Here is a 24,348-nt window from a genome sequence, read left to right as displayed (position 1 = left end):
ACCCGCGCCCCAGGCGACGGACTTAGGTCGCGGCGCCTGCGCCGATGAACGCGCCAGCGCTCTTCCAGAGCATGTAGGCCGCGATCACGAAGATGAGGACCGAGAAAACGGTCGTCAGCAGGCCGGTGGTGCCCGACAGTTTCCTGGCGACCAGGGCGCCGCCGAAACTGCCCGCGAGACCGCCGAGGATGAACACCCCCGCGAGCGGCCAGTCGATCAGTCCAGAGAAGGCGTAGTTGAGCGCCGTGGTCAGACCGAAGGCCGTGACGGCGACGAGCGACGAGCCGATCGCGTTCAGGATCGGCATGCCGGTCGAGGCGACGAGGCCCGGCACGATCAGGAAGCCGCCGCCGATTCCGAAGAAGCCCGAGAAGACCCCGGTCCCGAGGCCGAAGCCCAGCACCTTGGGCGCGTTCTCGCGGTCGCACTCGGCGCCCGGATTGCCGATTGCGGCCCGCCCGCGCAGCATCAGAATGCCGACCACGATCATGACGAGGGCGAACAGGAACAGCAGTTTCTCGCCATCGAACGCCTTGCCCACAGTCGATCCGGCGAAGGCTCCGGCGACGCCCGCCCCCGCATACATGCCGGCGCAACGCCACTTCACCGTGCCGTTCCGGGCATGGTTCATCAGCCCTGCCGCCGCATTGGCGGCCACCGCCAGGGCGCTGGTGCCGATGGCCACGTGCGGGTTTGGAACACCGACCAGATAGACCATCAGGGGCACGGCCAGGATGGACCCGCCGCCTCCCACGAGGCCAAGCGTGAAACCGACCAGACCGCCCGACAGGGCGCCGAGCAGATACTGCAGAGGGTCCAAGCTCATGGGACGTCATCCTGGTGAGCTACGGCGGCTTCAAAGCCGAGGCGCCCGCAGGGATGTTTGGGCCCCATGGGAGTCTTCGCGTCGCGCCGGGCGTCGAGCCGAGAGCGAAGCGTCGACAGATCGTAGCCGGCCGCGGCGGCCGTCATGATCAGGACGTCCGTCTGCTGCGCCTCGGCCTGGGTCAGGGCCCAAAGCGTCGCCGAGCGCATGCCGGTGCGGCAGTAGGCGAGGGCCGGGCCGTCCAATCGCGCCAGGGTCTGCGCCATCTGCATGACATGCTCGTCCGCGACCGCTCCGCCAAGCGTCGGCACATGAGCGAAACTCATGCCGTGAGATGCCGCCAGATCCCGAATTTCAGCGGCCGTCGGCTGTCCGGGTTCCTCGCCGTCGGGCCGGTTGTCGATGATGGCGCGGAAGCCAGCGCGCGCCGCCTCGGCGACGTCCCCTGCGGTGAGTTGGGGCGCGACGGAGAGGGACGCCGAAAGGGTCTTGAACGGCATGGCGATGGTCCTCGAAAGGATATGTGAGTGACTGGGTTCAGCGGCGTCGGGCGCGCGTGGACAGGCCGAACGGCAAATAGGCCGGACAGGTCGCCGTAAGGCTGGTCAGCAAGAGGGCGACGGCGACGGCTCCGAGAACCAGGGCGAGGGTTCCGCCGATCAGGCCCAGTCCATAGGCTCCGATGACGGCGGCGACGGCGACGAGCCGGATGATCCGGTCGAGCGTTCCCATGTTCTTCACGGCGAGGGTCCTTGGGTTCAAAGGGCGCCGGCGCGGTCGATGCGACCGCGCCGATATAAGGCTCAGGCAGCGATCGGGCGGGTCGAGAAATACCAGTCGGTATATTTGAAGCCTTCGCCCTCGCGAGCATTGGCGGCTTCCACAGTCTTCGGCGGAGACACGATGGCGTCGTCGCCCGGCTGCCAGCCGGCGGGTGTGGCCACGCCGTTGGCGTCGCTCGTCTGCATGGCGGTGACCAGGCGGACGATCTCGGGAATCGAGCGGCCGTTGCTCATGGGATAATAGAGCATGGCGCGCAGGACGCCTTCGGGATCGATGATGAAGGTGGCGCGAACCGCCGAGGTGTCGCTGGCCCCCTCGTGGATCATGCCGTAGGCGCGTGCCACGTCCATCTTCAGGTCTTCGATGATCGGGAAGGGGATCTTGACGCCGAACTTCTCGGCGATGTTCCGCGTCCAGGCGATGTGGGAGAAAATGCTGTCGATCGACAGGCCCAGAAGCTCGCAGTTCTTCGCCTTCAGTTCCGCCGCGACCTTGGCGAAGCCGATGAACTCCGTCGTGCAGACCGGGGTGAAGTCCGACGGGTGCGAGAACAGCACCAGCCACTGGCCCTTGTAGTCGGCCAGCGAGCGGTCGCCGTGCGTGGTCTTGGCGGAGAAGTTCGGCGCGGGCGCGTTCAGGCGCGGCAGGCCGACGGTGCTTTGGATCTCAGACATTGGATGTCTCCAGGGAGGACTGCTTCGCCGGGGCGGCGGGCAGCAGGCGGTGCAGGATCATCCCGGCCAGCATGGCCGCGACGAAGAGGGCGGCGGGGACAGGGGCGATGGCGAGGTCGGCGATGGCGGGGCCGGGGCAGAGCCCGGCGATGCCCCAGCCGATGCCGAACAGGGCCGCTCCGCCGATCAGGCGGGGGTCGAGATCGCGGGCGGTGGGCAGAGCGAACCGCTCGGCCGCCATCGGCGAAGGCATCCGCTTCTGAATTCGCCAGGCGAGGGCCATGGGGATCAGGGCCCCGCCCATGACGAAGGCCAGCGTCGGGTCCCAAGCGCCGAACAGGTCGAGGAAGCCGCGCACGCGCTGCGGATCGGCCATGCCGGAGACGGCCAGACCGGCGCCGAACAGAACGCCCGCGATCAGGGCGAAGACGATCGGGCGCTTCATTGTCCCAGCCCCATCGCGTTCATGGCGGCGACCGTCGCGAAGCCCGTGAGCATGAAGGTGGCGGTCGCCACCAGCGACCGCGCCGACAGTCGGGACATGCCGCAAACGCCGTGTCCGCTGGTGCAGCCGCTGCCCAGCCGAGTGCCGAACCCGACCACCAGGCCGCCGATGATGAGGGCGGCGAAACCCTGTTCGAACCGTGTTTCGACGGGTCCGAGGATCAGCGCCACGAGCAGGGCGCCCAGCGGCAGACCGACCACGAAGGCGATCGCGAGCGGACGGGGCGCGCCGTCGACGGTGATCCCTGTGGCTCGCGCCGCGAGGCCGCTGACACCCGCGATGCGTCCGAGGCCCAGCAGCATGATGGCCGAGGCCGTGCCGATCATCAGGCCGCCGATCAGCCCCTGGACCGGCATGGCGTTGGCGAGAAGGTCGGTCATCACAGAACGTCCAGCGGGATCTTGAGGTAGCGGGCGCCGTTGGATTCCGGCTCGGGCAGATGGCCGCCGCGCATGTTCACCTGGATCGAAGGCAGGATCAGCTTGGGCATGGACAGGGTGGCGTCGCGCGCATCGCGCATGGCCACGAACTCATCCTCTCCGACGCCTTCATGGACATGGACGTTGCCCGCGCGCTGGGCTCCGACCGTGGTCTCCCAGGCGAAGGTGTCGCGTCCGGCGGCCTTATAGTCGTGGCAGTGGAACAGGCGCGTCTGCTCGGGCAGAGCCATGAGGCGGCGGATCGAACGATACAGTTGGCGGGAGTCGCCACCAGGGAAGTCGGCGCGCGCCGTGCCGTAGTCGGGCATGAACAGGGTGTCGCCGGTGAAGACGGCGTCGCCGATCACATAGGCCAGGTCCGCTGGCGTATGACCGGGCACATGAAGCGCGATGGCTTCAAGCCCGCCAATCCGGAAAACGTCTCCGTCCTCGAACAGGCGATCGAACTCCGAGCCGTCGCGCGCGAATGCGGCGCCGGCGTTGAAGATCTTTCCAAAGACAGTCTGGACGTGGATGATTTCGCGACCGATCGCGAGCTGTCCGCCCAGATGGTCCTTCAGATAGGGCGCGGCCGACAGGTGGTCGGCGTGGGCGTGGGTCTCCAGCAGCCAGGCGACCTTCAGCCCCTCGACCTTCACATGGGCGATGATGGCGTCCGCCGAAGCGAAGGACGTCCGGCCCGCCGCCGCGTCGTAGTCCAGAACGCTGTCGATCACCGCCGCCTCGCGGGTCGCCGGATCGTGGACGACATAGCTGACGGTATTGGTCGGTTCGTCGAAGAAGCTTCTCACTGTCGGAACCGCGGCGGAGCCCGACCGTGCGTGCGAAATGAGGCGCGCTGCGTCCTGAAGGGGTATGTCTTGCATGTCGGGCTCCAAGTTTGGCAGGGATCGAAGAGGGGCGATGAAGGTGCAGTGACACAAGCGGTCGGGGCAGGTCGTTGACCCAGGTCAACCGGCGGTCGCCACGACCGCTCCGGGTTGGAAAGGGATGAGACGCTGTTGGAAAAGCGCTTGGTCGCTAGGTTGCAAAGGCATGGCAGGCAGACGGCTCTCGCTTGACGCTCCCAAGACTGTAAGTTTCTGGGAAAGCCCTATATATTAGTATAGGCTAATTTAGCAAACATAAATGTTGTGACGCTGTGCCCGACTTCGAAAATGCTGATCTCGCCCGCCTTCAAGCCAGCGCCGCAGACGCGGCGGGTCTGCTCCGGGCGCTCTCCAACGAGAAGCGGCTGATGATCCTATGCCAGCTGGGCGAGCAGGAGTTGGCCGTCAGCCAGATGATGCCCGTTCTCGGCCTGTCCCAATCAGCCCTGTCCCAGCACCTGGCGAAACTGCGCGAAGAGGGGCTCGTCGCCACACGGCGGAACGGCACAACAATATTCTACCGCATCGCCGAGCCTTCTGTTCTGCGGGTGATCGCCGTCCTTGCCGAGATGTACTGCCCCTGAGAGGGTGTCCGGGTGAGCCTGACGGTGCGGGCGGGGCTGTCCCGAGAGCGCGCGCTCCGGAGGTCCAGGGTCCTTTGGAGCGGCTTGAGGCTTGACCTGCATCAAGGCGCCGGAGTCGGCCTGGCCTAGGATCCGAACGCCGCCAAAGAAGGCGCGCCGGAGACGATGACGTGCAAACCGTATGGCAGGGCCTGAGCGAGACCGAGGCGCTCGCGCGCCTTCGGACGTCTGGACCCAATGCGCTCGCCCCGGTCCGCTCACGCGGGGTGGGCCGGATCCTGGCCGGCACCCTGCGTGAGCCGATGTTTTTGCTGCTGGTGGCCGCTTCCGTCCTCTACCTCCTCATCGGCAACCTGGGGGAGGGGCTTTTTCTGACCTTGGCGGCTGCTGCGACGGTTGGTCTCGTTGTGGTGCAGGAGGCCCGCAGCCAACGCGCCCTGAAAGCGCTGCGCGACCTCGCGGAGCCGAGCGTGAGGCTGATCAGGGACGGGATAGAGAGGGTCGCGCCCGTCAACGGGCTCGTCCCAGGCGACATCATTCTGATTGGCGAAGGCCAGCGCATCCCTGCGGATGGTCGCCTCGTGGACGGCGATGTGCTGAGCGTCGATGAGTCCGCGCTCACCGGAGAATCGGCGCCGATCGCCAAGGCGACAGCGCGCACGGACCTGGACGGCCCTGCGTGTGACGATCGACTGTTCGCCGGCACCCTGATCGCCAGCGGGCAAGCGGTTATGAAGGTCCTTGAGACCGGACCCCGGACAGCCTTGGGCAAGATTGGCGCGTCGCTGGCGACCATTCGAACCGGTGCGACGCCCCTCCAGAAATCGACACGGCGGCTTGTCGCGGTGTTCGGGCTCCTCGCGGTCGCCCTGAGCGGCACGGTGACCGTCGCCTACGGTGTTCTAAGAAGCGACTGGATTCAGGCCGTGCTCGCCGGGATCACGGTCGCCATCTCGCTCATCCCCGAGGAGTTCCCGATGGTGCTCTCCGTCTTCATGGCGCTGGGCGCTTGGCGGCTCGCGCAGCACCGCGTTCTGGTGCGACGCGGCGCGGTGATCGAGACCTTGGGCGGGGCGACGATCCTGTGCGTCGACAAGACCGGCACCCTGACGGAAAACCGCATGTCGCTGACGCAGATCTGGCATCGGGACGGGATCAGCGACCTGCGCTCAGCCCAGCCCACGCAAGGGGCTCAGTTGATCCTGGCGGCGGCGGGCCGCGCCAGCGCAGTCACCCCGACGGATCCCATGGATAGGGCCATCCGCGCTCTTTGCCCGGTGGTTTCAGACGGAGCGCGTCTCACGGGGGCTTGGCCGTTAAAAAGCGGTCGCATGGCCGTGGTCCAGCAGTGGCGTCTGCAGGACGGCGGCCTGATTGCGGCGGCCAAGGGCGCGCCTGAAGCCATCTTCGCCCTCTGCCGCCTGACACCCGAACAGACCGCCCCGATTGCGCGGGGGCTGGACGTCATGGCCGCTGAGGGTCTGCGCGTCCTGGCGGTCGCCGACGTCTCGGGCAAGGATGCGGCATTTGAAGACCCAAAGGAGGCGACGTTCGCCTTCCTGGGTCTCGTCGGGTTCCTGGACCCGGTCCGGCCAGACGTCCCGGCCGCCCTCGCGGAGGCCCGTCGCGCCGGGATCGCGGTGGCCATGATTACAGGCGACTATCCGGCGACAGCGTTGGAAATCGCGCGGCAGTCGGGGATCGATGTCGAGGCGGGGGTCCTGACTGGCGATGATCTCGCCCGGTTGGATGGGCGCACCCTACAAGATCGCGTCCGCAGGATCCGGGTCTTTGCGAGGGTGCAGCCGGACCAGAAGCTGGCGCTGGTCGAGGCGTTCCGCGCCAATGGCGAACTGGTCGCCATGACCGGCGACGGTGTGAACGACGCCCCCGCGCTTCAAGCGGCGGATATCGGAATCGCCATGGGCCGGCGGGGCACCGACGTCGCGCGCGAAGCGGCCGACATCGTCCTGCTTGACGACAGCTTCGGCTCGATTGTGGGCGGCATCAGGCTTGGCCGGCGGATTTTCGCCAATCTGCGCAAGGCGTTGACCTTCATCGTGGCCGTCCATGTCCCGCTGGCGGGCCTGGCGCTCCTTCCAATCCTGCTCGGCGCGCCTCCCATGCTCTTCCCAGCCCACGTCATCTTCCTCGAACTGGTCATCGACCCGGTCTGCTCGCTCGTCTTTGAGGCCGAGCCGAGCGAGAAGGACGCCATGCGCAAACCGCCGCGCAAGGTCGACGCCGCTCTGTTTGGGCCGAGGCAGATCGCGTTCGGCGTCCTTCAGGGGCTCGTGATCCTCTTCGGCGTGCTGAGCTTCTATCTCTGGGCCCTGCAACAGATCCCCGAGACCCAAGCGCGGGCGGCGGCGTTCGTCGCCCTCGCCATGGCGAACATGGTGCTGGCGCTCACGGACTCCGCGTCTTCTGGCGTGCCCTTGTTCGACCCCCATCGCCGCATCTTCTGGGCCATTGTGGCGACGGCTTCGGCGGTGCTGACACTGTGCGTCTTTGTTCCACCCTTGGAGACCCTGTTCCGCTTTGAAGCGCCCCCTATGGAGGTCCTGGCGATGGCCCTTGGCGTGGCCGCCGTAACCGGGGGCTGGGCCGCTCCGACTCGCTGGCTGACCCACGCCTGGCGGGCGAGCCGCGCACCACCCGTGAGCCCGGCCAGGGCGTGACGAGGATCGGTCATTGATCTGGCTCAAGGCGCGACGGATCCGGACAGATCACAATCTGCGCCATGAGATGGCCTCGATGAGTTCAACCCCGCCCGATGATGAGATCGCTGGCCGATCCACGCCAACGGCGCGCTTGACCAGCGCGATCTTTGATGTCGACGGAGTCCTCCTACGCTCGCCGCATGAGCAGGCATGGCGCGAGGCGCTCGACGGGATTTGTGATCCCAGCCGCTTCACCGCGCAGATCTATCAAACCGAAGTCGCGGGCAAGCCCCGCCTCGACGGCGCTCTCGCGGCCCTGACCATATTGGGCGTGCCCGATGCCGGGACGCGGGCGCAGGCCTATGCCATCCGCAAACAGGCGCGGCTTGAAGAGCTCATCGCCGCCGGCGGCGTCGTGGCCTTTCCAGATGCTGTCCGGTTCGCCGTGGCCCTGAAAGGTCGAGGTCTTCGTCTGGCCGCGGCATCGTCCTCACGCAACGCCACCGCCATGATGCGATCCATCCCTGGCGACGGCGGCGGCAGCCTGTTCGATCTCTTCGACGCCGACGTGTCCGGACGCGCGGTGCCCCGTGGAAAGCCCGCCCCAGATCTCTTTCTGCTCGCCGCCCTCGAAATGCAGGCAGCGCCGGCATCCTGTTTCGTTATTGAGGACGCCCCGGCCGGAATCGCCGCCGCGCGCGCTGCGCGGATGCAGGCTCTGGGCGTGGCCCGCCGCGGTGAAACGGACCTGCTCGCCACGGCCGGCGCCGGCCTCGTCGTTGCAACCCTCGACGAGGTCGATGTTCCGGCCCTGGACTTGGGTCGGTTGGACCGGTGCGGCCCATGACGGCCTCGACCCCGGCCTCAGCCGCCTTCGACCCAACGGCGGATCCGGAATGGCGTGTCGACGCCATCGGCTACGATCCGTTTCGCGAGACCAGCCGACAATCACGCTTCACCCTCAGCAACGGCCTGATGGGGGTGCGGGGCGGGCGCGCTTTCACGCGCGGGGAACGGTGGATCACGCCCTCCCGGACCTCCGTGGCCGGCCTGTTCGCGACGGGGGATGCGATTGACGCCTTGCCACGGCTCGTCCCGGCGCCGGACTGGCTGCAAGTCCGCCTGTTGTTGCCCGACGGACCGATGGTCCACGAGCCCAGCGACGTGCCGTCCTATCGGATGAGCCTGGACATGAGCCGCGGGGCTCTGTTCACCGAGTGTCGTCACACCCGCGACAATGTCGCGGTTCGAGTCCACGAAATGCGGCTGGTCTCGGCCAGTCAGCGCGCCATTGGCCTGCAACGCATCCGCTTCCTGATCGAACAGGGCGACTCAGAGGTCCGCCTTGAGGCGCTGGTGGCGCCGGCCGACGCGGCGCTGAGGCTCGATCACGAGGAGCCGGCCCTGGCGGTCTGGCGCGCGCATCGTTCCGCCAAGGGTCTGGCCATGGCCGCCACCGCCTTCCTGACCGTCGATAACGTCGACCTGTCCGCAGACGGCTTGAACGGCCTCAGTATGGCGTGGAACTGGCAGACGTCGCCAAGGCAGGTCGTCGAGTTCTCACGGCTGGTCGCTCTGGAAATCGACGACGCCGGCTCCACCGACTTGGCGGCGCGCGCGCGCCAGGAACTCGACGCCGCTGTCCGTCTCGGCTGGTCTGGCGTGTTGGCGCGACACGAAGACGCCTGGTCACACCGGTGGCGCGCCAGTGATGTCCAGATCGAGGGCGACCCGGCGGCGCAACAGGCGCTGCGATTCGCCGCCTATCACCTGAACGGCGCGGTCAATCCGGACAATGAATTCGTCTCTGTCGCGGCGCGCGGACTGACAGGCGAGGACTATGCGGGCCACGTCTTCTGGGACACCGAGATCTTCCTGCTGCCCTTCTATTGCCTCACCTGGCCCGAGGCGGCGCGCGCGCTGCTGATGTACCGCTTCCACACGCTGGACGGCGCACGCGAAAAGGCCGCGCGCCTCGGATGGCGCGGTGCGCTCTATGCGTGGGAATCGGCGGACACAGGCGCCGATGTCACGCCGGACCAGGCCGTGGCGCCCGATCGGCAGGTGTTCGACATCCTCTGCGGTTCCCAGGAACAGCATATCAGCGCGGATGTGGCCTATGCCGTCTGGCAGTACTGGACCCTGACCCGCGATGAAGCCTTCCTGCTGAACGCTGGCGCGGAAATCCTGCTGGAGACCGCTCGGTTCTGGGTCAGCCGCGCGGTCCCCGAAGAAGACGGGCGCCGGCACATCCGAGAGGTGATCGGCCCGGACGAATATCATGAGAGCATCGACGACAATGCGTTCACGAACGTCATGGCGCGCTGGAACATCGAGCGCGGCGTCGAGGTGGCGAACTTGCTGCGGCAGCACTGGCCGGACCGGTGGGCCGCGCTTTCGATGGATTTGGGCCTGACCGATACCGAGTTCGCGAGCTGGCCGGCCGCCGCTGAAGCCCTCTCGACCGGTTTCAACGCTGACACGGGCCTGTTCGAACAGTTCGAAGGCTACTCCAACCTCGAAGACATCGACCTGCAGGCTTATGAAGGACGCTCCGTCCCGATAGACGTCGTGCTCGGTCGCGACCGCACCGCAGCCTCCCAAATCATCAAACAGGCGGATGTCGTGGCGCTCCTTGTTCTTCTGCCGGAAGCCTTCCCGGATGGTGCAGATGCCGCGAACTTCGCCTGGTATGCGCCGCGGTGCAGCCATGGCAGCTCGCTCAGCACTGCAATGCACGGTCTGGCCGCCGCCCGCCTCGGCCGGACCCGTCAGGCGCTTGACTATTTCCGGCGGACATCCGCGATTGACCTCAGCGACGCCAAGGCGGCGATCGGCGGGGGACTTCACATGGCCGCGCTCGGGGGGGTGTGGATGACGACGGTCATGGGGTTTGCCGGTGTTTCCTTCACGGAAGACGGGATCAGGCTGCGCCCTCAGCTTCCGCCGGACTGGACGACTATGCATATCCCTCTCCAATGGCGGGGGCGCGCGCTTGAGGTCGCCATCGACGCCGTCGGTCAGAGCCTCTCCATCGTCGTCAGGACTGGAGAGGCGATGGCGGCCTATGTCGGTGACGCGCGCTACTGGCTCGAACCCGGACAGCTTCAGCGGATGCCTCTTGCTTACCGGGACGGCGGTCCGTCTCTGGCGGCGGCGTAGCGGTGCTGCAGTCCGATAATCGCACGCGGGCGCTGGCCGCCGCCTTTTCCGCGGTCGCCGGCTATGTCGATGCGATCGGGTTTCTGGTCACGGGGGGCTTCTTCGTGTCCTTCATGAGCGGCAACACCACCCGGCTTGGGATCGGACTGGTCGAAGAGCCGGCGCACGCCGGGCTCGCGGCCTTGCTGCTCGTGACCTTCGTCATCGGCGTAATGCTCGGTGCGCTGGTCGGTCGGCTCGCCACGATCTGGCGGCGCCCCGCTGTGCTAGGCCTGGTGACCATTCTGCTCGCGTTGGCCGTGGTTCTTCACTGGCTTGGGGCCGGGCTGCTCGTGGCGATACCGATGGTGCTCGCCATGGGAGCCGAGAACACCGTGTTTGCGGAAGATGGCGAGGTCCGGATCGGTTTGACCTACATGACCGGCGCCCTTGTGAAGATGGGAAAGCGATTGACGGCGGCGCTTGTGGGCGGCGACCGGTTCGGCTGGGCGCCGTTCCTGCTTCTGTGGAGCGGGCTTTTGGCCGGGGCGATCATCGGCGCTCTGGCCTATCGCGCGTTCGGACCGAACGCCCTGGTCGGCGCGGTGTTCGTCATGGCAAGCCTGACGACAGTCACGCTCTTCATGGGGCCCCAAGAGAGCGCCGCGTCAGCAAAGGTTCGCCGCAGCTAGCGAGAGGCCTCGGACATCGGCCGCGACCGAAGCGTCTCCAGATAGGCGACCAGGTCGTCAATTTCGCTGGCCCTGAAAACGTAAGCGGGCATGGCGGGGTGAGAGGTGACAAGGCCTGTGGCGAAGGCTGTCTCAAGATCGTCAAGCGATCGGCGACGCACCACATCGCGGAAGGGCGGAGCGGACGCCAAGGCGCTCGATCCGGTGGGATCGATGGCGTGGCAACTCGCGCAGCCGATGATCGCCAGGGCGCGTCCGCGTGAGGCGGCCTCGGTTTGCAGGGCGATCGACAATGATGGAGTCTGGGTCGTCATCGGACCCTGGGATGGATTGGGAACGGCGGACTCGCACGAGGCCAGGGTCAGAGCAGTGACCAGGACCACGGTGTGGCGCGCGGCGGAGAGTAGGGACATACCCCGACATTGACCCGCGTTACGACACCCCGTCGTTGATCCAGGTCAACGGCAGGGTCACGGCATCAGCCCTGAAGCGGACAGGGATTCAAAGGCTGTCCGCAACACCTCGGCGGATGTCGCCAGCGCGGCCACCTCATGCGGATCAAGTTCGGGGGCGAGGATTTTCTCCACGCCTTCTGCGCCGATGATGCAGGGCAGACTCAAGCAGAGCCCAGAAAATCCATACTGACCGGTGAGCTGTGTGGACACCGGCAAAACGGCGCGCTCGTCGCGTATGATCGCTTCGCAAATGCGAACGATCGCTGTCGCCACGCCGTAGGAGGTATACCCCTTTCCCTTGACGATGTCGTAGCCAGCGTCACGAACCTGGCGCGCGATCAAGGCCTTGTCGATCCGAGGCTGGTCTCCACCGCAGGGATCGAGGGGCTGTCCGCCGATCCGGACCGTCGAAAAGCAAACGACTTCGCTGTCGCCGTGCTCGCCAAGGACGAGGCCCTCGATCGACGCCGGAGCGACGGCGAGCGCTTGCGACAGCGTCTGCTTCAGCCGGCTGGTGTCCAAAAGAGTGCCGGTGCCGATGACCCGCCCCGCAGGAAGTCCGCAGCATCCGGCGGCGACGAGGGTCATCAAATCGACCGGGTTCGCCGCGACGAGCAAGACGCCTTTGAAGCCCGCCCTCATCAGACTGCCCACGCAGTCTTTGACGATGGCTGCGCTTTCGGCCGCTACGGAAAGCCGGCTCTGCGACCCTTGCGTTGCGCCGCCGGCGGTGATGACGGCGATACCGGCGCTGGCGGCGTCAGCGTAGTCTCCGGCCCAGACCCGAGCGGGTCGCGCCAGGGCGTTGGCGTCGGCGATGTCCGCCGCCTCGGCTTCGGCCAGGGCGGCGTTCTGGTCGATGATGACGATCTCGCGCACGAGGGCGCGAAGCATGATGGCGTAAGCGGCGGTCGCACCGACGTGCCCGGCGCCGATGATCGCGATGCGGCCGAACGAAGGGACAGGAGACGCAAGAGACATCGGCTCAGGCCCGGATTTCTGCAGCGTGGGCAGGGTAGGGCGCGGCCTGGGCGCGATCGGTGATTTCGCCGTTCAAGGTGCTGGCGAAGCCGTGATTGACGTCGCGATGGTGAGCCTCGTCAGCCCGGACGAGGAGTACGACGTCCCGCAAGGTCGCATCCGGCGCCATCTTCCAGTAATGGATCGCGATCTCTGGTGCGGGGACATTGGGAGAACGGCCCTCGTCGATCTCGTTGAGATAGAGGGTGTAGCTGATCACCGCCTCCTCCTCGAAATAGCCGACAACCCGGTGAGCCGTGCGTGCGGACACCAGGTAGAGCAGGAAGAAGCCGACATAGAAGATCGCCTGGGCGAGTTGTATCACCAGCCGTTCGAAGTACGTCGGCTTGGCCACCTCGATGAAGGTCATCAGGTGCATGCGCTCGTTCTCCGCTTCTTCCATCAAGGTGCGGATCCAGCCGTCGTCGTCTTTCATCCGGCGCAGGCAGGTGAGGTGCTGGATCGTCGCTCCCACCATGCCGGGCACGGCCGCCACGGTCTCCAACACGATGGCCCGGTGTCCGTATCGCTTGGCGAAGAAGGTGTCGGCGCAGACCCGAAGGAGTTTGGTGAACCCCAGGGCGAACCGGTCCGAGAACCCGTGCGGCATATGGTGGATGGAGGGCTCCGCCTTCCGCTCTGCAGTCAGCGCCTCGTGATCGGGGGAGAGGATGGAGTTGACCATAGGGGCGTCCTTTCAGGACTTGGCGAGGGTGGAGGGAGGGCAGACGATCGACACGCGCAGCCCTGGCTTGCCGTTCGCCACGTCGATCACCGCGCCGAGTTGGTTGGCGAGCGCCTGGACGATGCCCGTGCCGAGTCCAGGCTTTGCTGTGCCTGGACCTTCGGGCAGGCCGACGCCGTTGTCGCAGACCATGAGCGTCCAGCCGTCGCCCTGCGCGCGATAATCGACATCGATTTCGCCGTCGCGATCGTTGGGGAAGGCATGTTTGAGCGCGTTGATCACCAGTTCGGTGACGATCAGGCCCAGGCTGACAGACTTCCCCGATGGGGCGATGCTGTCATCGACCGTGACCTTCAGGCTGAGCTGGTTGTGATCGCGGATCATCGAGTCCCCGATGCTACGGCACAGGTCCGTGAAGTAGCCGCGCAACTCCACGTCGCCCAGATCCGAACCGGCCAGCTGGCGCTGAACGGCAGCGACGGACATGATCCTCTGGTGAGCGTCTCGCAGATGATCGCGGCTCTCGTCCGATCCCACCTTGCGGACACCCTGCATCAGGACGCTGGCGATGATCTGAAGGCTATTGGCGGTTCGGTGCTGGACCTCCTGCACCAGAACAGCCTTGTCGCGGATGAGATCATCCTTCTGCCGGATGAGAGACTCTCGCTGGCGCTCTCTCTCAAGCGCGTTTGTGATGTCCTGGATGGAGAGCAAAAGCCGGACACCGTGTCCGTCGCCGTAGTCGAGACGTTGAGCGTTCACGACGAGGCGACGCACGCCTTGCGACGACCTGAGGTCCATTTCATAAGCGCGGATCGAAGCCTGCCCATAGGCGGTGGCCTTGAGCAACGACCAGAGCTGCGGCACATTCCATTCGCCGTCGCCAAGATCGGCAAGGCGCGCGCCAGGGATATCTTCGAGTCCGACGTTGAAAGTCTCCATGAAGCTCTGACTGGCGGCGACGACCGCAAGGTCGCCGTCGAGCAGCAAGACAGGCGCGACCGAGGCGGAGATTAGGGACAGCGCAAGATTCAACGCGGTGTCATGAGGCGGATCAAGTGATGTGGACATAGAGGGCCACTCCCGGGGGGCCATAACGCCAGCCGGATGTTCCGACCCAGGCATAGGGTTTCAAGATGTCGTCGACCGGCCGTAGTCACCGGGCGCCGGCCAGGCCCGCGTGATCGCCGACCGCCCTGGGTACGGCGCGGGCCTGCGCGAAGCGCCGATGGGGGGCGAGACGATGATGTCGTTGATGACGCCCAGGAGACCGTGCGCTTCGTGCACGGCGCTGCTCGCGGCCAGCCGCTGCCAAGCATGTTGCACTCTCCCGCTGAGGGTGAGGATGCCGTCATCGACGATGACCTGGATCTTCGCCCCTGCGACGATCTTGTCGCGTTCGAGACAGTCCACGGCGTCCCTGGCGATCGCGCCGTCAGAAAAGTCTTCTTCGCCAGGACGTCTGATTTCAATGTCCATCGCCAGGCCGTGGACGCCGTCGGCTCGAAGCGCAGCCTTTTGGGCGGCGATCCGCTGGGCCAGACTGTCGACCGAACCTCCTAGGGTGACCACGCAGCCGTCGTTCATCACCGTGATCGCGCCGGCGTCCAACTCCGGTTCGGACGACAGGGCCGCCCCGACAAGCGTGCTTAAGGTTTGGGTTCTCACGATGGCCTCCATCGCCGGAGCGGCCTGCTCGAGAAGAGCGTGTCCTGCGATGGCCGGACCCTAGGCCTGTCGCCCCGTCGTCACCTTGATCCAGATCACCGACTTGCAGCGTGGGGTCGGCTTCAGTGTGGGCGTCATCCAAAGGAGTCAGCCATGACGCATTCCGCCTTGAAGACCTTGAGCCGTGATCTGCACGCGCTTGCCGACGAAGCCGCCAACCACCTTCAGGACGCCGCAAAGAAGACTGGCGCAGACGCCGAAGACGCTGTCGCACGTTCGGCAGAGGCCATCACGCGGGCGGCCGAGCAGTTAAGCGAGGCGGCAGGTTCGTCCGCCGCAACCACGCGCGAACAGGTTTCGGCGACTGTGCGCGCCTATCCCGTTACGACCAGCGTGGTCGCCGGTGGACTCGTGGCCCTGCTCGCCACCTTCGCCTTGATCCGCTTCTCACAATCGTGACCGCAAACGCAGACCCCGGCGCCTTTGGCGCCGGGACCTGTCGTCGGTTCTTCGCGTCGGTCGCGCGTCTGAAGGATGATCCTGATTCCCCAGGCCTCACGACAGCGCGATCCTTGCACCCTTCAGTGCGGCGCGGCGGTCACCGGTTTTGGCGCCTAGTGACCTTTTCGGTCGGTCAGTTTTCCGAACGACCGATCCAGAAGCGTTGCGAGCTTGCCGAGCGCGCCGCTGGCGGCTTGATCAATCGTGTCGGCCTGCTCGCTGACCGACACCGGATCCCGACCCGCCGGGCGCGCTTCGATCTGGCATCGGATGTCACCGCCAATGCTTCGGTCGCCGTTCTCATCCCCGACGTGGAGTTCGACGCGCGTCAGGCGGTTTTCAAAGCGCGAGAGCCGATCGCGGACGACGGTTTCCAAATGCTCGACGACGGCATTGCGGCCCTCGAGGTTGTTCGAAGTGTTGATCTGAATATCCATGGTGTCTCCCAACTGTATGTAACTCAAAATTCAACGGACCTTGCGAGACCGCTCCAGCACAGGCCGTTGGCCCTCCGCATCAAAGGCGCCGGAGGGCGCGATCTTTGTATTGGGCGTGTCATTCATGCCCGGGTTCGAAGTCTGGTCGGGAGCGGGGTGATGGGGCGCCGGCGCAGCTGTCTTCATTTCCATCGCCCGTTTGGCGATCTCGACCTGCGCGGCGTCCTGTTCAGTCTGGTTCGACGACATAATTCTCTCCGTGATTGTTCTATGAAATTAGCGGTCGAGAGCGTTATTGGTTGCGGAGTCGCTGATCACGTTCGCATGATGAAAAAAGAATGCATGGGAGTCCAATATACAGTCATGAGAGCCGGTCTACTTTCTCTAGCGAGGACGGGATCGGCATATGAAACTGTTCCAAAAAGACCTGCGTGGCATTTGGACGCAGATATGCTTGGCGGAGACTTTCTGCCATTGCGCTCAAGTCTTTGACCTGGGTCAACGACCTCGTCGCCCTGGATGATGGAAATGTCGGCATTCAACGAGGATTGCCCCATGGCCATGACGGATATTCTGCTCCACATCGACAGCTATCCGGAGCCCGCGTCGCCGCAGTCGGTCGCGCGCGGCATCGCCATTGCGGGGGTCCTGGGCGGCACGCTCACCGGCCTGGTGGCGGAGGTGGCGTTCCCGGTCAGAAGCAATCATCTGGCCGACTATCTGATCGATCTCACCGGCCTGGCCCGGGACGAAGAAGGACGGTCACGCCGCCAGTGCGACGAAATCCTAATCGCCTTTGCAGCGGCGGCCGGCGCCGCCGGCGTCCCGTACGAAACCCTTCAGTCGCGCGCCCAGCTGTTCGACATATCGGGCAATGTCGCTTCGGCGGCGCGAACGCGCGATCTCTGCATCGTACCTTTGGGTGGGACCTACGACGGGCAGCAGGACGTCGCACGCGCTGTCCTGTTCGACTCCGGAAAGCCGGTGATCGTGTTTGACGACGCTATTCCGGATCGTGCGCAGACCCTTGATCTCGTGGTGCTCGCCTGGGACGGCAGCCGCGCCGCAGCAAGGGCGATGGCCGACGCCATGCCCATCCTGAAGCAGGCCGGCGAAGTTCGGGTCGTGACGGTCGCTGGCGACAAACCGGGAGTCGATGCCGACCGGAGCGTCGACGTCCTTCGTCATCTGGCCGGTCATGGCGTCAAGGGTGTCGCCGAGGTCGTCCCTGCCCAAGGTGAAGGCGTGGGTCAGATCCTGTCGACCTATGTCGCGAAACGCCACGTCGATCTTTTGGTGATGGGCGCCTTCGGCCACTCGAGAGTGAGAGACTTCATTCTGGGCGGCGCAACGCAGCACATGTTGAGCGCAACGATGACGGCGCCGGTGATGCTGTCGCACTGACAGAGGCTTCGCCGATCGGGCGCAACTGCTCTGTGCGTCGCTACTGGTGCGGAAAACGGGTCAGGACGGCAAGATCACAGAGCTGAGCAAGGCTGTCGTCCTGGCCGACGCAGCACCGCATGGGTCCTCATGCCGGCAGGCCGCAAGGCTGCAGACCCCGCTGTCCGGTCAGCGGTCAAGGCGACGGAAGGCTGGGGACGCCGACGACGGCGCGGCGGCGCTGGCCGGAGGGCCGGGTTCGGAGCCGACCCGCCGGCAAGGCCTCGTGGTCAGAACAACCGCGCTTCCAGACTGGCTGTCTGAGCGTCGTCGCGTTTTGCGGGCGCCGCCGATCGTGGCATGGCGGCGTCTCCGAGGGAGAAGCATTCGGTCTTGCTGCGTCCCTTGAAAGCGCTGATGGCGCAGATGAGCTCGGGCTTGACCTGAATGATTGCGACGGAGCTGCTCGCCGGGCAATAGACGCTGATCAACGGCCAACTGGCGAACATCAGCTGGTTGAGGCGCTCGACCTCATGAGCGTCCGTCACCTCGGCGGCGCGGGCCGCCATAGACACTCCGACGGCGCCGCTTGCATCGCCGTGCGCATGGATCGCGATCGAGACGCGAGGATCGGCCTGGAGATTGGCCAGCTTCTGGCTCTCGCGGCCGGTGACGAAATACAGGTTCAGCCCGTCGTTGATGTAGCCGACTGTGGTCACCTGAGGCCATCCGTCCGGTCGATTGATCCCGATGCTTAGGAGCCGTTCGTGAGCCAACAGGCGCGCGATCGCCTCGACCGCCTCGCCGGAAATGGGCGGATAGATGTCAGGCGTCGTCATGGTCTAGATCTCCTCAGGTCCTGCCCATTAGCGCAAGCGCGCCGCGCGAGCCTTGATCTGGCGCAAACAGCTTCGGTCAGACTTCGCCAAGCGCGTGCTGCCGGAGCCGCAGCGGACGTTCGACGATGAGTTCATTGCGCGACGGCATCGAGATCAGTCCCTTGACCTTCATCCGGGTGAGAACGCGGCTCACGGTCTCAATGGTCAGGCCGAGATAGTCGGCGATCTCGCCGCGTTTCATGGGCAGGCGGACGTGGCCCGGCGCCGATGGACGGGCCGGATCGTTCCCGGGCAGATCGAGCAGGAAGGACGCCATCCGCTCGATCGCCGTCTTGCGGCCCAGAAGCAACATCTGGTTTTGGGCCGCCGCAAGCTCGTGGGACGTTCGATGCAGCAGCATGTGCTCGAGAGGCTGCGACTGCGTGACAAGCGCGCGGAAGGGGCCCTTGCGGAACCGACACACGGTCGAGGGTTCCATAGCCTCCGCCGAGAAAACATAGGTCTCGCCGATCGCCAACCCGAGAAAATCGCCCGCGAACAGGAAGCCTGTGATTTGACGTCGCCCGTCCGGCAGCAGCTTATAGACCCGCAGCGACCCCGTCGTGATGTTGAAGACATGCGGCGCCGGCTCGCCTTCGCGGATCAGTACGGCGCCCGTTCTCAGTTTCATCACCTCGGCCAGGTCGCCGAGTCGTTGAAGATCGGGCGCATCAACGGCCCCGCAGACGCTGAGCGCGCGAGCGCCGCAGCTGTCGCAATCGGCGACCTTGGGCCGTTCGGCACATCCGGGGGGCGGAGGTGATCGCGGCGCAAGCAAAGGCTTCGTAACGACCAACATAAGACACTGTGCGCCCAGATGGGGCGATCACCTAGGCAATTGCTTGACCTGGATCAAAATGACGCTGCCGGAAATATTGAAGCCGGCCACTATCGTCTCAAATGTAAGCTTCGCCTTGGAAGGATTGATAGCCGATCGTGATGGAGCGTCCTGTCGAGCGGTCGCGTTTTTCTTGAAGGTTTACCGCTCGACAGCAATCTATTTGCATCGCCTGAGCAGCCATCTCGGCCCCTTCGCCCTTTTCGAAACCTTCTCCGGACGGGCGCGAAGGCCCGGACAAAACTAGGGGCGAGTGGGTTGTCGCACAGCGCGCCTCGGCTGGGCGGGGCGGCTTTGGATGGAGGCCAGGTAGGCGATCAGGTCCCGGTTATCGGCTGCATCGAGCACGAACTCCGGCATCGTGGTGTGGGCGGTGGAGAAGCCTTCGGCAAAGGCTTCCCCCAACTCTTCGACGGGGTAGCGTTGACTGAGGTCCCGCAACGGCGGGGCCTGCGACAGCGGGCTTGTCCCTTCGGGACCGATCGCATGACAGGCTGAACACTGCGCCTGGGCAAACGCCCTTCCGCGCTGAGCCGAAGCGGGCAGGTCGAGGGCAGGGACATCCGTCATGGGGGTAGCCGAGAGCGCCGTCGTGTGGTCTGCCCCCGCGCACGACGCAAGCAGTAGTGCCGCCACGGCGGACCGGATGACCATGGGTGAATCCTCGAGGGAAAAGCGTTTCTCCCAGAGTTCGGCCCGAAATTCGTTGATCCCGATCAATGCGAGACGTTCGCCGTTGCGATCTCCTGTCGGCTCACAGGAGGCCGGCGATGAACTACTCGAGCGTGATGGTCCACGTCGAAGACAACGAGGTCGGCATGGCCCGCGTAAGGCTCGCGGCAGACATCGCCGCCCGTTTTGGGGGCCGTGTCTTAGGTGTGATGGGGAGCCCGACGGAGGCTCCGGCGACAGACGGCGACACGAGCGGAGCCATGCTCGGCGAAGCGGCGACCCTCTACCAGGACATTGGGGCGACACGGGTCAACAGGGCCGAGGCGGCGTTCTGGGAAGTCGCGAATGCGACGACAGGGCGGTTCGAGTGGCGCGGACGCACAGGTTGCCCCCGCGAGGTCGTGATCCAGACCTTGCGGGCGGCGGACATCCTGATGCTTGGCCAACGCCGGGTGGAGACGGCTTCCATAGAGGCGCTCGATCCGGCAGACCTTCTGATGGCCACGGGGCGACCCCTGCTCATAGCGCCGTCGCATCCCGAGCGCGGGCCCATTGGTGAGGCGGCCGTCGTCGCCTGGACCGACAGTCCGGAGGCCCAGCGCGCCGTCCTGGGCGCCTTGCCGATGTTGAAGTCAGCCTCAGGGGTCCATGTCATCGAGATCGCGGCAGAAGGCGCCCTCTCAGGCGCTAAGGTGCGAACGGCCGATGTCGCGGACTATCTGGGAACCCATGGCGTCGTCGCCAGCGCACACGTCGTCCGGAGCGACGGATCGGCACGGGGCGAGCAGATCATTCGCTTCGCCCAGACCGCCCGAGCAGGCCTCATCGTCGCTGGCGGCTCTGGACACGCTCAGATGCGTGACGGGGCGTCGGGCGGTGTCACCCATGACCTTCTCATCGGTGCTCCCGTCTGTCTGATCGTCAGCCATTGATGGATCGTCAAACCCGCGTCGCGGAAGCCCCAGCAGCACGCCTGAACAAAACCAGGCGGGAGTCCGAGATCTCGCCGCGCGCGCCCGCGGATCTCATGATCGAGGCAGTGCGAGGGCTCCATACGCTCATCTATGCCGTGATGACGGGCGCCACCGCCATGCTCATTTTCGTCGCCATCACTGGCGAGGCCTTGGCGACCCTGTCCGTCATCGGCCCGCTTCTGGCGGCGGAGATCGGGCTCTTCGTGATGAGCGGCCTGAGTTGTCCGCTGACAACCGTTGTGAACCGGCTCGCCCAGGGGCAAGCGTGTGTTCCCGACACCTATTTGCCTGAACGGCTCACCCGCCACACGTTTGTGATTTTCGGGCCGGTTCTCGCCGTGGCGCTGATGCTGCTCGCCGCGCGGGCGGTGGGCATCATCGGTGCGGCGCCGCCTTGACCTGTCAAAGGCCGCCCTCGACCGCTGTCGACGTCGCCTGTTGGCAGGGTGCGCGAAGGGAGCCTGTTTGCGCGCGAAGACGCCGAGGAGATCGAGCCGGGCGGCGGCCTGCGGCTGGGACTGTATTGAGCATTGGAACCGAAGATGACTGATCAACGCATCCTTAGCGCGGAACATCGCGCCAAGATCATGTCGGCCGAGGACGCGGCTCGGTTGATCGAACCGAACACCACGGTCGGTCTCAGCGGCTTCACGGCCTCGGGTTATCCGACGGCAGTGCCCTTGGCGCTCGCCGCCCGGATCGAGGCCGAGCATGCGGCGGGGCGACCCTTCAAGCTGCGTATCTGGACCGGCGCCTCGACCGGACCGGAGTTGGACGGCGCCCTGGCCAAGGCCGACGGGATCGAGTTCCGGCTGCCTTACAACTCCGACCCGACCTGCCGTGACAAGATCAACCGTGGCCAGATGGAGTATTTCGACATGCACCTCAGCCAGGTCGCGCCCGCGGCCTGGCAGGGCATTCTTGGCCCGCTCGATACGGCGATCATCCAGGTGACGGGCATCCGGGAAGACGGAGCGCTGATCCCCGCGTCGTCAGTGGGCAACAACAAGACCTGGCTCGATCGGGCCACCCAGGTGATCCTCGAGGTCAACCATTGGCAGAGCCCCGAGTTGTTGGGCGTGCACGACGTCTACTACGGCGCAGCGCTGCCGCCAAACCGTGTGCCCATCCCGCTGGTCCGTTCAGGCGACCGGATCGGCGAACCCTGTTTCCGTTGTGACCCCGAAAAGATCGTCGCCATCGTCGAGACGGACCGGCCGGATCGCAACGCCGGGTTTACGATCCCTGGCGCCGACGACCTCGCCATCGCCGGGCATTTGCTGGAGTTTCTCGAGCATGAGGTGAAGAAGGGCCGCCTGCCGCCGTCGCTGCTGCCGCTGCAGTCAGGCGTTGGAAACACCGCCAATGCGGTCCTGACCGGTCTGATCGAGGCGCCGTTCGAGAACCTGACCGCCTACACGGAGGTGATCCAGGACGGGATGATGGCGCTGCTGGACAGCGGCAAGCTGCGAATGGCGTCATCAACGGCCCTCAGCCTGAGCCCGGACCTCAGCGAGAGCGTCAACCGACGCATGGGCGGATATCGCGACCGGATCATCCTGCGCTCCCAGGAGATCAGCAACCATCCCGAGTTGATCCGGCGTCTCGGCGTCATCGCGATGAACGGAATGATCGAGGCGGACATCTACGGCAACGTCAACTCGACCCATATTATGGGCTCGCGCATCCAGAACGGCATCGGCGGCTCCGGTGACTTCGCCAGGAACGCCTATATCTCGATCTTCATGAGCGCATCGACGGCGAAGGGCGGGGCGATCTCGACGATCGTCCCTCACGCCTCGCATGTCGATCACATCAACCAGGATGTCCAGGTTATCGTCACGGAGCAGGGGCTTGCGGACCTTCGCGGCCTGTCGCCCAAGCAACGCGCGAAGGTCGTGATCGAAAACTGCGCCCACCCCATCTATCGGCCGATGCTGGCGGACTACTATCAGCGGGCTGTAAATGGATCATACGGCCAGCAAACGCCGATGCTGCTTGACGAAGCACTGTCCTGGCACAGGCGATACCTAAGCACCCAATCCATGGTCCAGGCGTCGCTTTCGGACGGGAGCTTCGAGGTGGCGCGGTCAAGTCAATGATCGCGCCATGACGCACGGTGTCGCCGACGCTTATGGCGTTTCGCGCCGACAATCCGGTTATGAGGCGTCGAGGAAGCTCCGCTGGCGGCATGATCGGCTCATCTCTGATCGTCCATCTTTGATGTCTGGTCGATATCAGCTAAGGACTGACGTAGAAATCAGGCCGCTGCGCGGCCAGGCTGGCGTCGCTGTGGCGATGAATCCGGTCCGACGCCCGTCGATAACCTGGCGTCACGAACGCTTCAGCATTGATGGAGGCCGCCGTGGCGCGCAAATTGACGCTCGATTTTCTGGAGACCGAGGCTGCGTCCGGCACGGTTCTGGGCCTCGCGGCGGTCGCCGTCGCCAACTCACCCTGGTCGGCGGATTATTTCACATGGCTAAAGAGCACCCATGCGCTTCAGATCGGTCCGATCCGTCTGGAGGAGACCATATCCGATTGGATCAAGGAAGGGTCGACCTGGATGCAGGTCTACGGCGTGTCGCTCCTGTGCGGCGTCGGCTTCACGATGAGCCTCTTCATCGGCGTTCTCGCCTTCCCGGGCGCGGTGGATTCGCCCGAGCAGATAGAGGTCAAACTCGGTGTCATCGGCGGTTCGATCCTGTCAGCGATCGGCGCAGCCATTGTGCTGGGCCTTGCGAGCCGACGTCGGGAAGTCGATCCCGTCGCGGCGGACCCGAACGTCGAACCGATCGGCGTCGAGCAGTCCTGAAGAACGGGCCGGCATATGCAGGAAACATCAATGATCGTCTGGGCCTCAAGAGGCTTCGTCGTGCTTGTCGGAGTCTGGCTCGTCGGGCTGGGCGTATTTATGCTGGCCCGGCCACGGCTGGCCTTGGCCGCTCTCGCCCGGCTCGGTGGGTCGCCGGGCGTTCATATCGGTGAGATGATGCTCCGCCTCCTCGCCGGGGCCGCGTTCCTGATCGCCTCGGCGTCCACCCGCCATCCGACCTTGATGTCCGTCGTGGGCCTGTTCCTGGTTCTGTCGGCCTGTGTGATCCTGGCCTTGCCGCGTCTGTGGCACGCGGCCTATTCGGCTTGGTGGGCCAAGCGAATCCCGGTGGGAGGCGTCCGGGCTATCGCGCCTGTTTCCATCGCGATGGGAGGGCTGGTGATCTGGGTCCTCGTCCAGCCCTGATGCGCGTTGGCTTTGGCACGCTGCGTTGTCGGACCTATTGGGGAGTTCGCGAGGCAGGAGTCTACCTTGCCCGCGCCGAACGGACCTCGAAACGCAGAATGAAAGCCTCAGGGCTCGGCCCCTGTCCATTTGGCGACCACGTCACCAGCCGGCGCCTCCGTGGTCGTACCGCTCGGGACAGGTCGGTGGTGAACACTGAGCACGGTGAGATATTGCACACGCCCCTCATACTCCACCGCGATGCGGTCGGCAGGCGACGGCAGGCCCAGAAAGTGGAACTCTCCCCAGTCCTGGGATGGGTCCTTGCTGGAGCCACGCTCAACGAGCAAACGAGAGGTGACCATATCTATCCTCCTTATCGATGCCTCAGGGACGCAGGGAAAGCGCCACGCGTCAACGCAGACCGGCGGGGATTAGCC

Annotated in this window: 29 protein-coding genes and 1 pseudogene; 12 read left to right on the top strand and 18 right to left on the bottom strand. The window is 65.4% G+C overall.

Going from position 1 to position 24,348, the window contains the following annotated elements; translation table 11 throughout:
• Positions 1-22: 22 nt before the first annotated feature.
• The 7 genes from AC0L6G_RS04555 to AC0L6G_RS04525 all read right to left on the bottom strand — a co-directional run bounded on the left by AC0L6G_RS04555 (position 23) and on the right by AC0L6G_RS04525 (position 4,094).
• Complete coding sequence (locus AC0L6G_RS04555; RefSeq protein WP_291535333.1) at positions 23-826, bottom strand: sulfite exporter TauE/SafE family protein; 804 nt, start codon at positions 824-826, stop codon at positions 23-25.
• Positions 823-1,326, bottom strand: a complete 504-nt coding sequence (locus AC0L6G_RS04550; RefSeq protein ID WP_003170582.1) for a protein tyrosine phosphatase family protein — start codon at positions 1,324-1,326, stop codon at positions 823-825. Before AC0L6G_RS04550 ends, AC0L6G_RS04555 begins: the two co-directional genes overlap by 4 nt.
• Positions 1,327-1,363: 37 nt before the next feature.
• Positions 1,364-1,558, bottom strand: coding sequence for a YgaP family membrane protein (locus AC0L6G_RS04545; protein WP_003170583.1), 195 nt, complete (start codon positions 1,556-1,558; stop codon positions 1,364-1,366).
• A 71-nt stretch (positions 1,559-1,629) separates the two neighbouring features.
• On the bottom strand, positions 1,630-2,283 hold the full coding sequence (locus AC0L6G_RS04540) for a peroxiredoxin (protein ID WP_291535329.1): 654 nt from the start codon (positions 2,281-2,283) through the stop codon (positions 1,630-1,632).
• The gene (locus tag AC0L6G_RS04535; RefSeq protein ID WP_291535327.1) at positions 2,276-2,728 is read right to left on the bottom strand and encodes a DUF6691 family protein; all 453 of its coding nucleotides are present in this window, start codon (positions 2,726-2,728) and stop codon (positions 2,276-2,278) included. Before AC0L6G_RS04535 ends, AC0L6G_RS04540 begins: the two co-directional genes overlap by 8 nt.
• On the bottom strand, positions 2,725-3,168 hold the full coding sequence (locus tag AC0L6G_RS04530) for a YeeE/YedE family protein (RefSeq protein WP_291535325.1): 444 nt from the start codon (positions 3,166-3,168) through the stop codon (positions 2,725-2,727). The genes AC0L6G_RS04535 and AC0L6G_RS04530 overlap by 4 nt, the downstream gene beginning before the upstream one ends.
• Positions 3,168-4,094 (bottom strand): MBL fold metallo-hydrolase, encoded by a 927-nt coding sequence (locus AC0L6G_RS04525; RefSeq protein WP_291535321.1) that lies wholly within the window; start codon positions 4,092-4,094, stop codon positions 3,168-3,170. Before AC0L6G_RS04525 ends, AC0L6G_RS04530 begins: the two co-directional genes overlap by 1 nt.
• Positions 4,095-4,369: 275 nt before the next feature.
• Between AC0L6G_RS04525 and AC0L6G_RS04520 the strand changes: the two genes are divergently transcribed.
• The 5 genes from AC0L6G_RS04520 to AC0L6G_RS04500 all read left to right on the top strand — a co-directional run bounded on the left by AC0L6G_RS04520 (position 4,370) and on the right by AC0L6G_RS04500 (position 11,177).
• Positions 4,370-4,681, top strand: coding sequence for an ArsR/SmtB family transcription factor (locus AC0L6G_RS04520; RefSeq protein ID WP_291535319.1), 312 nt, complete (start codon positions 4,370-4,372; stop codon positions 4,679-4,681).
• A gap of 170 nt (positions 4,682-4,851) precedes the next feature.
• Positions 4,852-7,362, top strand: coding sequence for a cation-translocating P-type ATPase (locus tag AC0L6G_RS04515; RefSeq protein ID WP_291535317.1), 2,511 nt, complete (start codon positions 4,852-4,854; stop codon positions 7,360-7,362).
• Between the two features lie 13 nt (positions 7,363-7,375).
• On the top strand, positions 7,376-8,191 hold the full coding sequence (locus tag AC0L6G_RS04510) for an HAD family hydrolase (RefSeq protein WP_291535316.1): 816 nt from the start codon (positions 7,376-7,378) through the stop codon (positions 8,189-8,191).
• Positions 8,188-10,506: a glycoside hydrolase family 65 protein gene (locus AC0L6G_RS04505; RefSeq protein WP_291535315.1), complete on the top strand. Its 2,319-nt coding sequence runs from the start codon at positions 8,188-8,190 to the stop codon at positions 10,504-10,506. The genes AC0L6G_RS04510 and AC0L6G_RS04505 overlap by 4 nt, the downstream gene beginning before the upstream one ends.
• A 2-nt stretch (positions 10,507-10,508) precedes the next feature.
• Positions 10,509-11,177, top strand: coding sequence for a YoaK family protein (locus AC0L6G_RS04500; RefSeq protein WP_291535313.1), 669 nt, complete (start codon positions 10,509-10,511; stop codon positions 11,175-11,177).
• On the opposite strand, the gene AC0L6G_RS04495 is transcribed toward AC0L6G_RS04500, so the two are convergent.
• From AC0L6G_RS04495 to AC0L6G_RS04475, 5 genes are read right to left on the bottom strand one after another with little or no spacing between them, the layout of a single operon-like run.
• Positions 11,174-11,590: a c-type cytochrome gene (locus AC0L6G_RS04495; RefSeq protein ID WP_291535312.1), complete on the bottom strand. Its 417-nt coding sequence runs from the start codon at positions 11,588-11,590 to the stop codon at positions 11,174-11,176. The genes AC0L6G_RS04500 and AC0L6G_RS04495 overlap by 4 nt on opposite strands.
• Before the next feature lie 57 nt (positions 11,591-11,647).
• Positions 11,648-12,613 (bottom strand): L-lactate dehydrogenase, encoded by a 966-nt coding sequence (locus AC0L6G_RS04490; RefSeq protein WP_291535311.1) that lies wholly within the window; start codon positions 12,611-12,613, stop codon positions 11,648-11,650.
• 4 nt (positions 12,614-12,617) lie between these two features.
• The gene (locus AC0L6G_RS04485; RefSeq protein WP_291535310.1) at positions 12,618-13,337 is read right to left on the bottom strand and encodes an alternative oxidase; all 720 of its coding nucleotides are present in this window, start codon (positions 13,335-13,337) and stop codon (positions 12,618-12,620) included.
• A 12-nt stretch (positions 13,338-13,349) separates the two neighbouring features.
• A complete protein-coding gene (locus AC0L6G_RS04480; protein WP_291535309.1) occupies positions 13,350-14,408 on the bottom strand; it encodes a sensor histidine kinase in 1,059 nt (352 codons plus the stop codon).
• Between the two features lie 60 nt (positions 14,409-14,468).
• Positions 14,469-15,017 carry a BON domain-containing protein gene (locus AC0L6G_RS04475; protein ID WP_291535307.1) on the bottom strand — a complete coding sequence of 183 codons (549 nt, stop codon included), beginning with the start codon at positions 15,015-15,017 and terminating at the stop codon, positions 14,469-14,471.
• A 141-nt stretch (positions 15,018-15,158) separates the two neighbouring features.
• Between AC0L6G_RS04475 and AC0L6G_RS04470 the strand changes: the two genes are divergently transcribed.
• Positions 15,159-15,464 (top strand): hypothetical protein, encoded by a 306-nt coding sequence (locus AC0L6G_RS04470; RefSeq protein WP_291535305.1) that lies wholly within the window; start codon positions 15,159-15,161, stop codon positions 15,462-15,464.
• Between the two features lie 155 nt (positions 15,465-15,619).
• On the opposite strand, the gene AC0L6G_RS04465 is transcribed toward AC0L6G_RS04470, so the two are convergent.
• Together AC0L6G_RS04465 and AC0L6G_RS04460 are read right to left on the bottom strand one after the other, a co-directional pair.
• Positions 15,620-15,943 (bottom strand): HPF/RaiA family ribosome-associated protein, encoded by a 324-nt coding sequence (locus AC0L6G_RS04465; protein ID WP_291535304.1) that lies wholly within the window; start codon positions 15,941-15,943, stop codon positions 15,620-15,622.
• Between the two features lie 30 nt (positions 15,944-15,973).
• Positions 15,974-16,192: a hypothetical protein gene (locus tag AC0L6G_RS04460; protein WP_291535302.1), complete on the bottom strand. Its 219-nt coding sequence runs from the start codon at positions 16,190-16,192 to the stop codon at positions 15,974-15,976.
• 279 nt (positions 16,193-16,471) lie between these two features.
• Between AC0L6G_RS04460 and AC0L6G_RS04455 the strand changes: the two genes are divergently transcribed.
• Positions 16,472-17,347 (top strand): universal stress protein, encoded by an 876-nt coding sequence (locus tag AC0L6G_RS04455; RefSeq protein WP_291535301.1) that lies wholly within the window; start codon positions 16,472-16,474, stop codon positions 17,345-17,347.
• Positions 17,348-17,616: 269 nt separating this feature from the next.
• On the opposite strand, the gene AC0L6G_RS04450 is transcribed toward AC0L6G_RS04455, so the two are convergent.
• From AC0L6G_RS04450 to AC0L6G_RS04440, 3 genes are all read right to left on the bottom strand, one after another.
• Positions 17,617-18,165, bottom strand: coding sequence for a pyridoxamine 5'-phosphate oxidase family protein (locus AC0L6G_RS04450; RefSeq protein ID WP_291535299.1), 549 nt, complete (start codon positions 18,163-18,165; stop codon positions 17,617-17,619).
• Positions 18,166-18,241: 76 nt separating this feature from the next.
• Entirely contained in the window at positions 18,242-18,835 is a 594-nt protein-coding gene (locus AC0L6G_RS04445; protein WP_291535296.1) for a cyclic nucleotide-binding domain-containing protein, read from the bottom strand.
• 450 nt (positions 18,836-19,285) lie between these two features.
• Positions 19,286-19,762: a c-type cytochrome gene (locus AC0L6G_RS04440; protein WP_291535294.1), complete on the bottom strand. Its 477-nt coding sequence runs from the start codon at positions 19,760-19,762 to the stop codon at positions 19,286-19,288.
• A 50-nt stretch (positions 19,763-19,812) separates the two neighbouring features.
• Here AC0L6G_RS04440 and AC0L6G_RS04435 point away from each other — a divergent pair, with 50 nt between their 5' ends.
• The 5 genes and pseudogenes from AC0L6G_RS04435 (at position 19,813) to AC0L6G_RS04415 (ending at position 23,929) form a co-directional block, all read left to right on the top strand.
• On the top strand, positions 19,813-20,646 hold the full coding sequence (locus AC0L6G_RS04435) for a universal stress protein (RefSeq protein WP_291535292.1): 834 nt from the start codon (positions 19,813-19,815) through the stop codon (positions 20,644-20,646).
• On the top strand, positions 20,646-21,086 hold the full coding sequence (locus AC0L6G_RS04430; RefSeq protein WP_291535291.1) for a hypothetical protein: 441 nt from the start codon (positions 20,646-20,648) through the stop codon (positions 21,084-21,086). The genes AC0L6G_RS04435 and AC0L6G_RS04430 overlap by 1 nt, the downstream gene beginning before the upstream one ends.
• A 144-nt stretch (positions 21,087-21,230) precedes the next feature.
• Positions 21,231-22,790: an acetyl-CoA hydrolase/transferase family protein gene (locus AC0L6G_RS04425; protein WP_291535290.1), complete on the top strand. Its 1,560-nt coding sequence runs from the start codon at positions 21,231-21,233 to the stop codon at positions 22,788-22,790.
• 455 nt (positions 22,791-23,245) lie between these two features.
• Positions 23,246-23,503: pseudogene (locus AC0L6G_RS04420) on the top strand (Na+/H+ antiporter NhaA); the annotation flags it as partial.
• 30 nt (positions 23,504-23,533) lie between these two features.
• Complete coding sequence (locus tag AC0L6G_RS04415; protein ID WP_291535288.1) at positions 23,534-23,929, top strand: hypothetical protein; 396 nt, start codon at positions 23,534-23,536, stop codon at positions 23,927-23,929.
• Between the two features lie 107 nt (positions 23,930-24,036).
• Here the strand turns inward: AC0L6G_RS04415 and AC0L6G_RS04410 are convergent, their stop codons facing one another.
• Positions 24,037-24,273: a hypothetical protein gene (locus tag AC0L6G_RS04410; protein ID WP_291535286.1), complete on the bottom strand. Its 237-nt coding sequence runs from the start codon at positions 24,271-24,273 to the stop codon at positions 24,037-24,039.
• Positions 24,274-24,348 lie beyond the last annotated feature (75 nt).

It is taken from the genome of Brevundimonas sp. D3-1P (assembly GCF_055809335.1).
Note: the sequence above shows the minus strand (reverse complement) of the source record. Positions and strands in the feature narration are given on the sequence as shown.

Bases quoted from the DNA above. Each gene is read 5' to 3' on its own strand.
- AC0L6G_RS04485 (WP_291535310.1), bottom strand. From the start codon at position 13,337: ATGGTCAACTCCATCCTCTCCCCCGATCACGAGGCGCTGACTGCAGAG.
- AC0L6G_RS04545 (WP_003170583.1), bottom strand. From the start codon at position 1,558: ATGGGAACGCTCGACCGGATCATCCGGCTCGTCGCCGTCGCCGCCGTC.
- AC0L6G_RS04445 (WP_291535296.1), bottom strand. From the start codon at position 18,835: ATGAAACTGAGAACGGGCGCCGTACTGATCCGCGAAGGCGAGCCGGCG.
- AC0L6G_RS04455 (WP_291535301.1), top strand. From the start codon at position 16,472: ATGTCGGCATTCAACGAGGATTGCCCCATGGCCATGACGGATATTCTG.
- AC0L6G_RS04470 (WP_291535305.1), top strand. From the start codon at position 15,159: ATGACGCATTCCGCCTTGAAGACCTTGAGCCGTGATCTGCACGCGCTT.
- AC0L6G_RS04505 (WP_291535315.1), top strand. From the start codon at position 8,188: ATGACGGCCTCGACCCCGGCCTCAGCCGCCTTCGACCCAACGGCGGAT.
- AC0L6G_RS04525 (WP_291535321.1), bottom strand. From the start codon at position 4,094: ATGCAAGACATACCCCTTCAGGACGCAGCGCGCCTCATTTCGCACGCA.
- AC0L6G_RS04465 (WP_291535304.1), bottom strand. From the start codon at position 15,943: ATGGATATTCAGATCAACACTTCGAACAACCTCGAGGGCCGCAATGCC.
- AC0L6G_RS04450 (WP_291535299.1), bottom strand. From the start codon at position 18,165: ATGACGACGCCTGACATCTATCCGCCCATTTCCGGCGAGGCGGTCGAG.
- AC0L6G_RS04415 (WP_291535288.1), top strand. From the start codon at position 23,534: ATGATCGTCTGGGCCTCAAGAGGCTTCGTCGTGCTTGTCGGAGTCTGG.
- AC0L6G_RS04550 (WP_003170582.1), bottom strand. From the start codon at position 1,326: ATGCCGTTCAAGACCCTTTCGGCGTCCCTCTCCGTCGCGCCCCAACTC.
- AC0L6G_RS04435 (WP_291535292.1), top strand. From the start codon at position 19,813: ATGAACTACTCGAGCGTGATGGTCCACGTCGAAGACAACGAGGTCGGC.
- AC0L6G_RS04430 (WP_291535291.1), top strand. From the start codon at position 20,646: ATGGATCGTCAAACCCGCGTCGCGGAAGCCCCAGCAGCACGCCTGAAC.
- AC0L6G_RS04495 (WP_291535312.1), bottom strand. From the start codon at position 11,590: ATGTCCCTACTCTCCGCCGCGCGCCACACCGTGGTCCTGGTCACTGCT.
- AC0L6G_RS04425 (WP_291535290.1), top strand. From the start codon at position 21,231: ATGACTGATCAACGCATCCTTAGCGCGGAACATCGCGCCAAGATCATG.
- AC0L6G_RS04480 (WP_291535309.1), bottom strand. From the start codon at position 14,408: ATGTCCACATCACTTGATCCGCCTCATGACACCGCGTTGAATCTTGCG.
- AC0L6G_RS04460 (WP_291535302.1), bottom strand. From the start codon at position 16,192: ATGTCGTCGAACCAGACTGAACAGGACGCCGCGCAGGTCGAGATCGCC.
- AC0L6G_RS04530 (WP_291535325.1), bottom strand. From the start codon at position 3,168: ATGACCGACCTTCTCGCCAACGCCATGCCGGTCCAGGGGCTGATCGGC.
- AC0L6G_RS04475 (WP_291535307.1), bottom strand. From the start codon at position 15,017: ATGGAGGCCATCGTGAGAACCCAAACCTTAAGCACGCTTGTCGGGGCG.
- AC0L6G_RS04410 (WP_291535286.1), bottom strand. From the start codon at position 24,273: ATGGTCACCTCTCGTTTGCTCGTTGAGCGTGGCTCCAGCAAGGACCCA.
- AC0L6G_RS04555 (WP_291535333.1), bottom strand. From the start codon at position 826: ATGAGCTTGGACCCTCTGCAGTATCTGCTCGGCGCCCTGTCGGGCGGT.
- AC0L6G_RS04535 (WP_291535327.1), bottom strand. From the start codon at position 2,728: ATGAAGCGCCCGATCGTCTTCGCCCTGATCGCGGGCGTTCTGTTCGGC.
- AC0L6G_RS04490 (WP_291535311.1), bottom strand. From the start codon at position 12,613: ATGTCTCTTGCGTCTCCTGTCCCTTCGTTCGGCCGCATCGCGATCATC.
- AC0L6G_RS04540 (WP_291535329.1), bottom strand. From the start codon at position 2,283: ATGTCTGAGATCCAAAGCACCGTCGGCCTGCCGCGCCTGAACGCGCCC.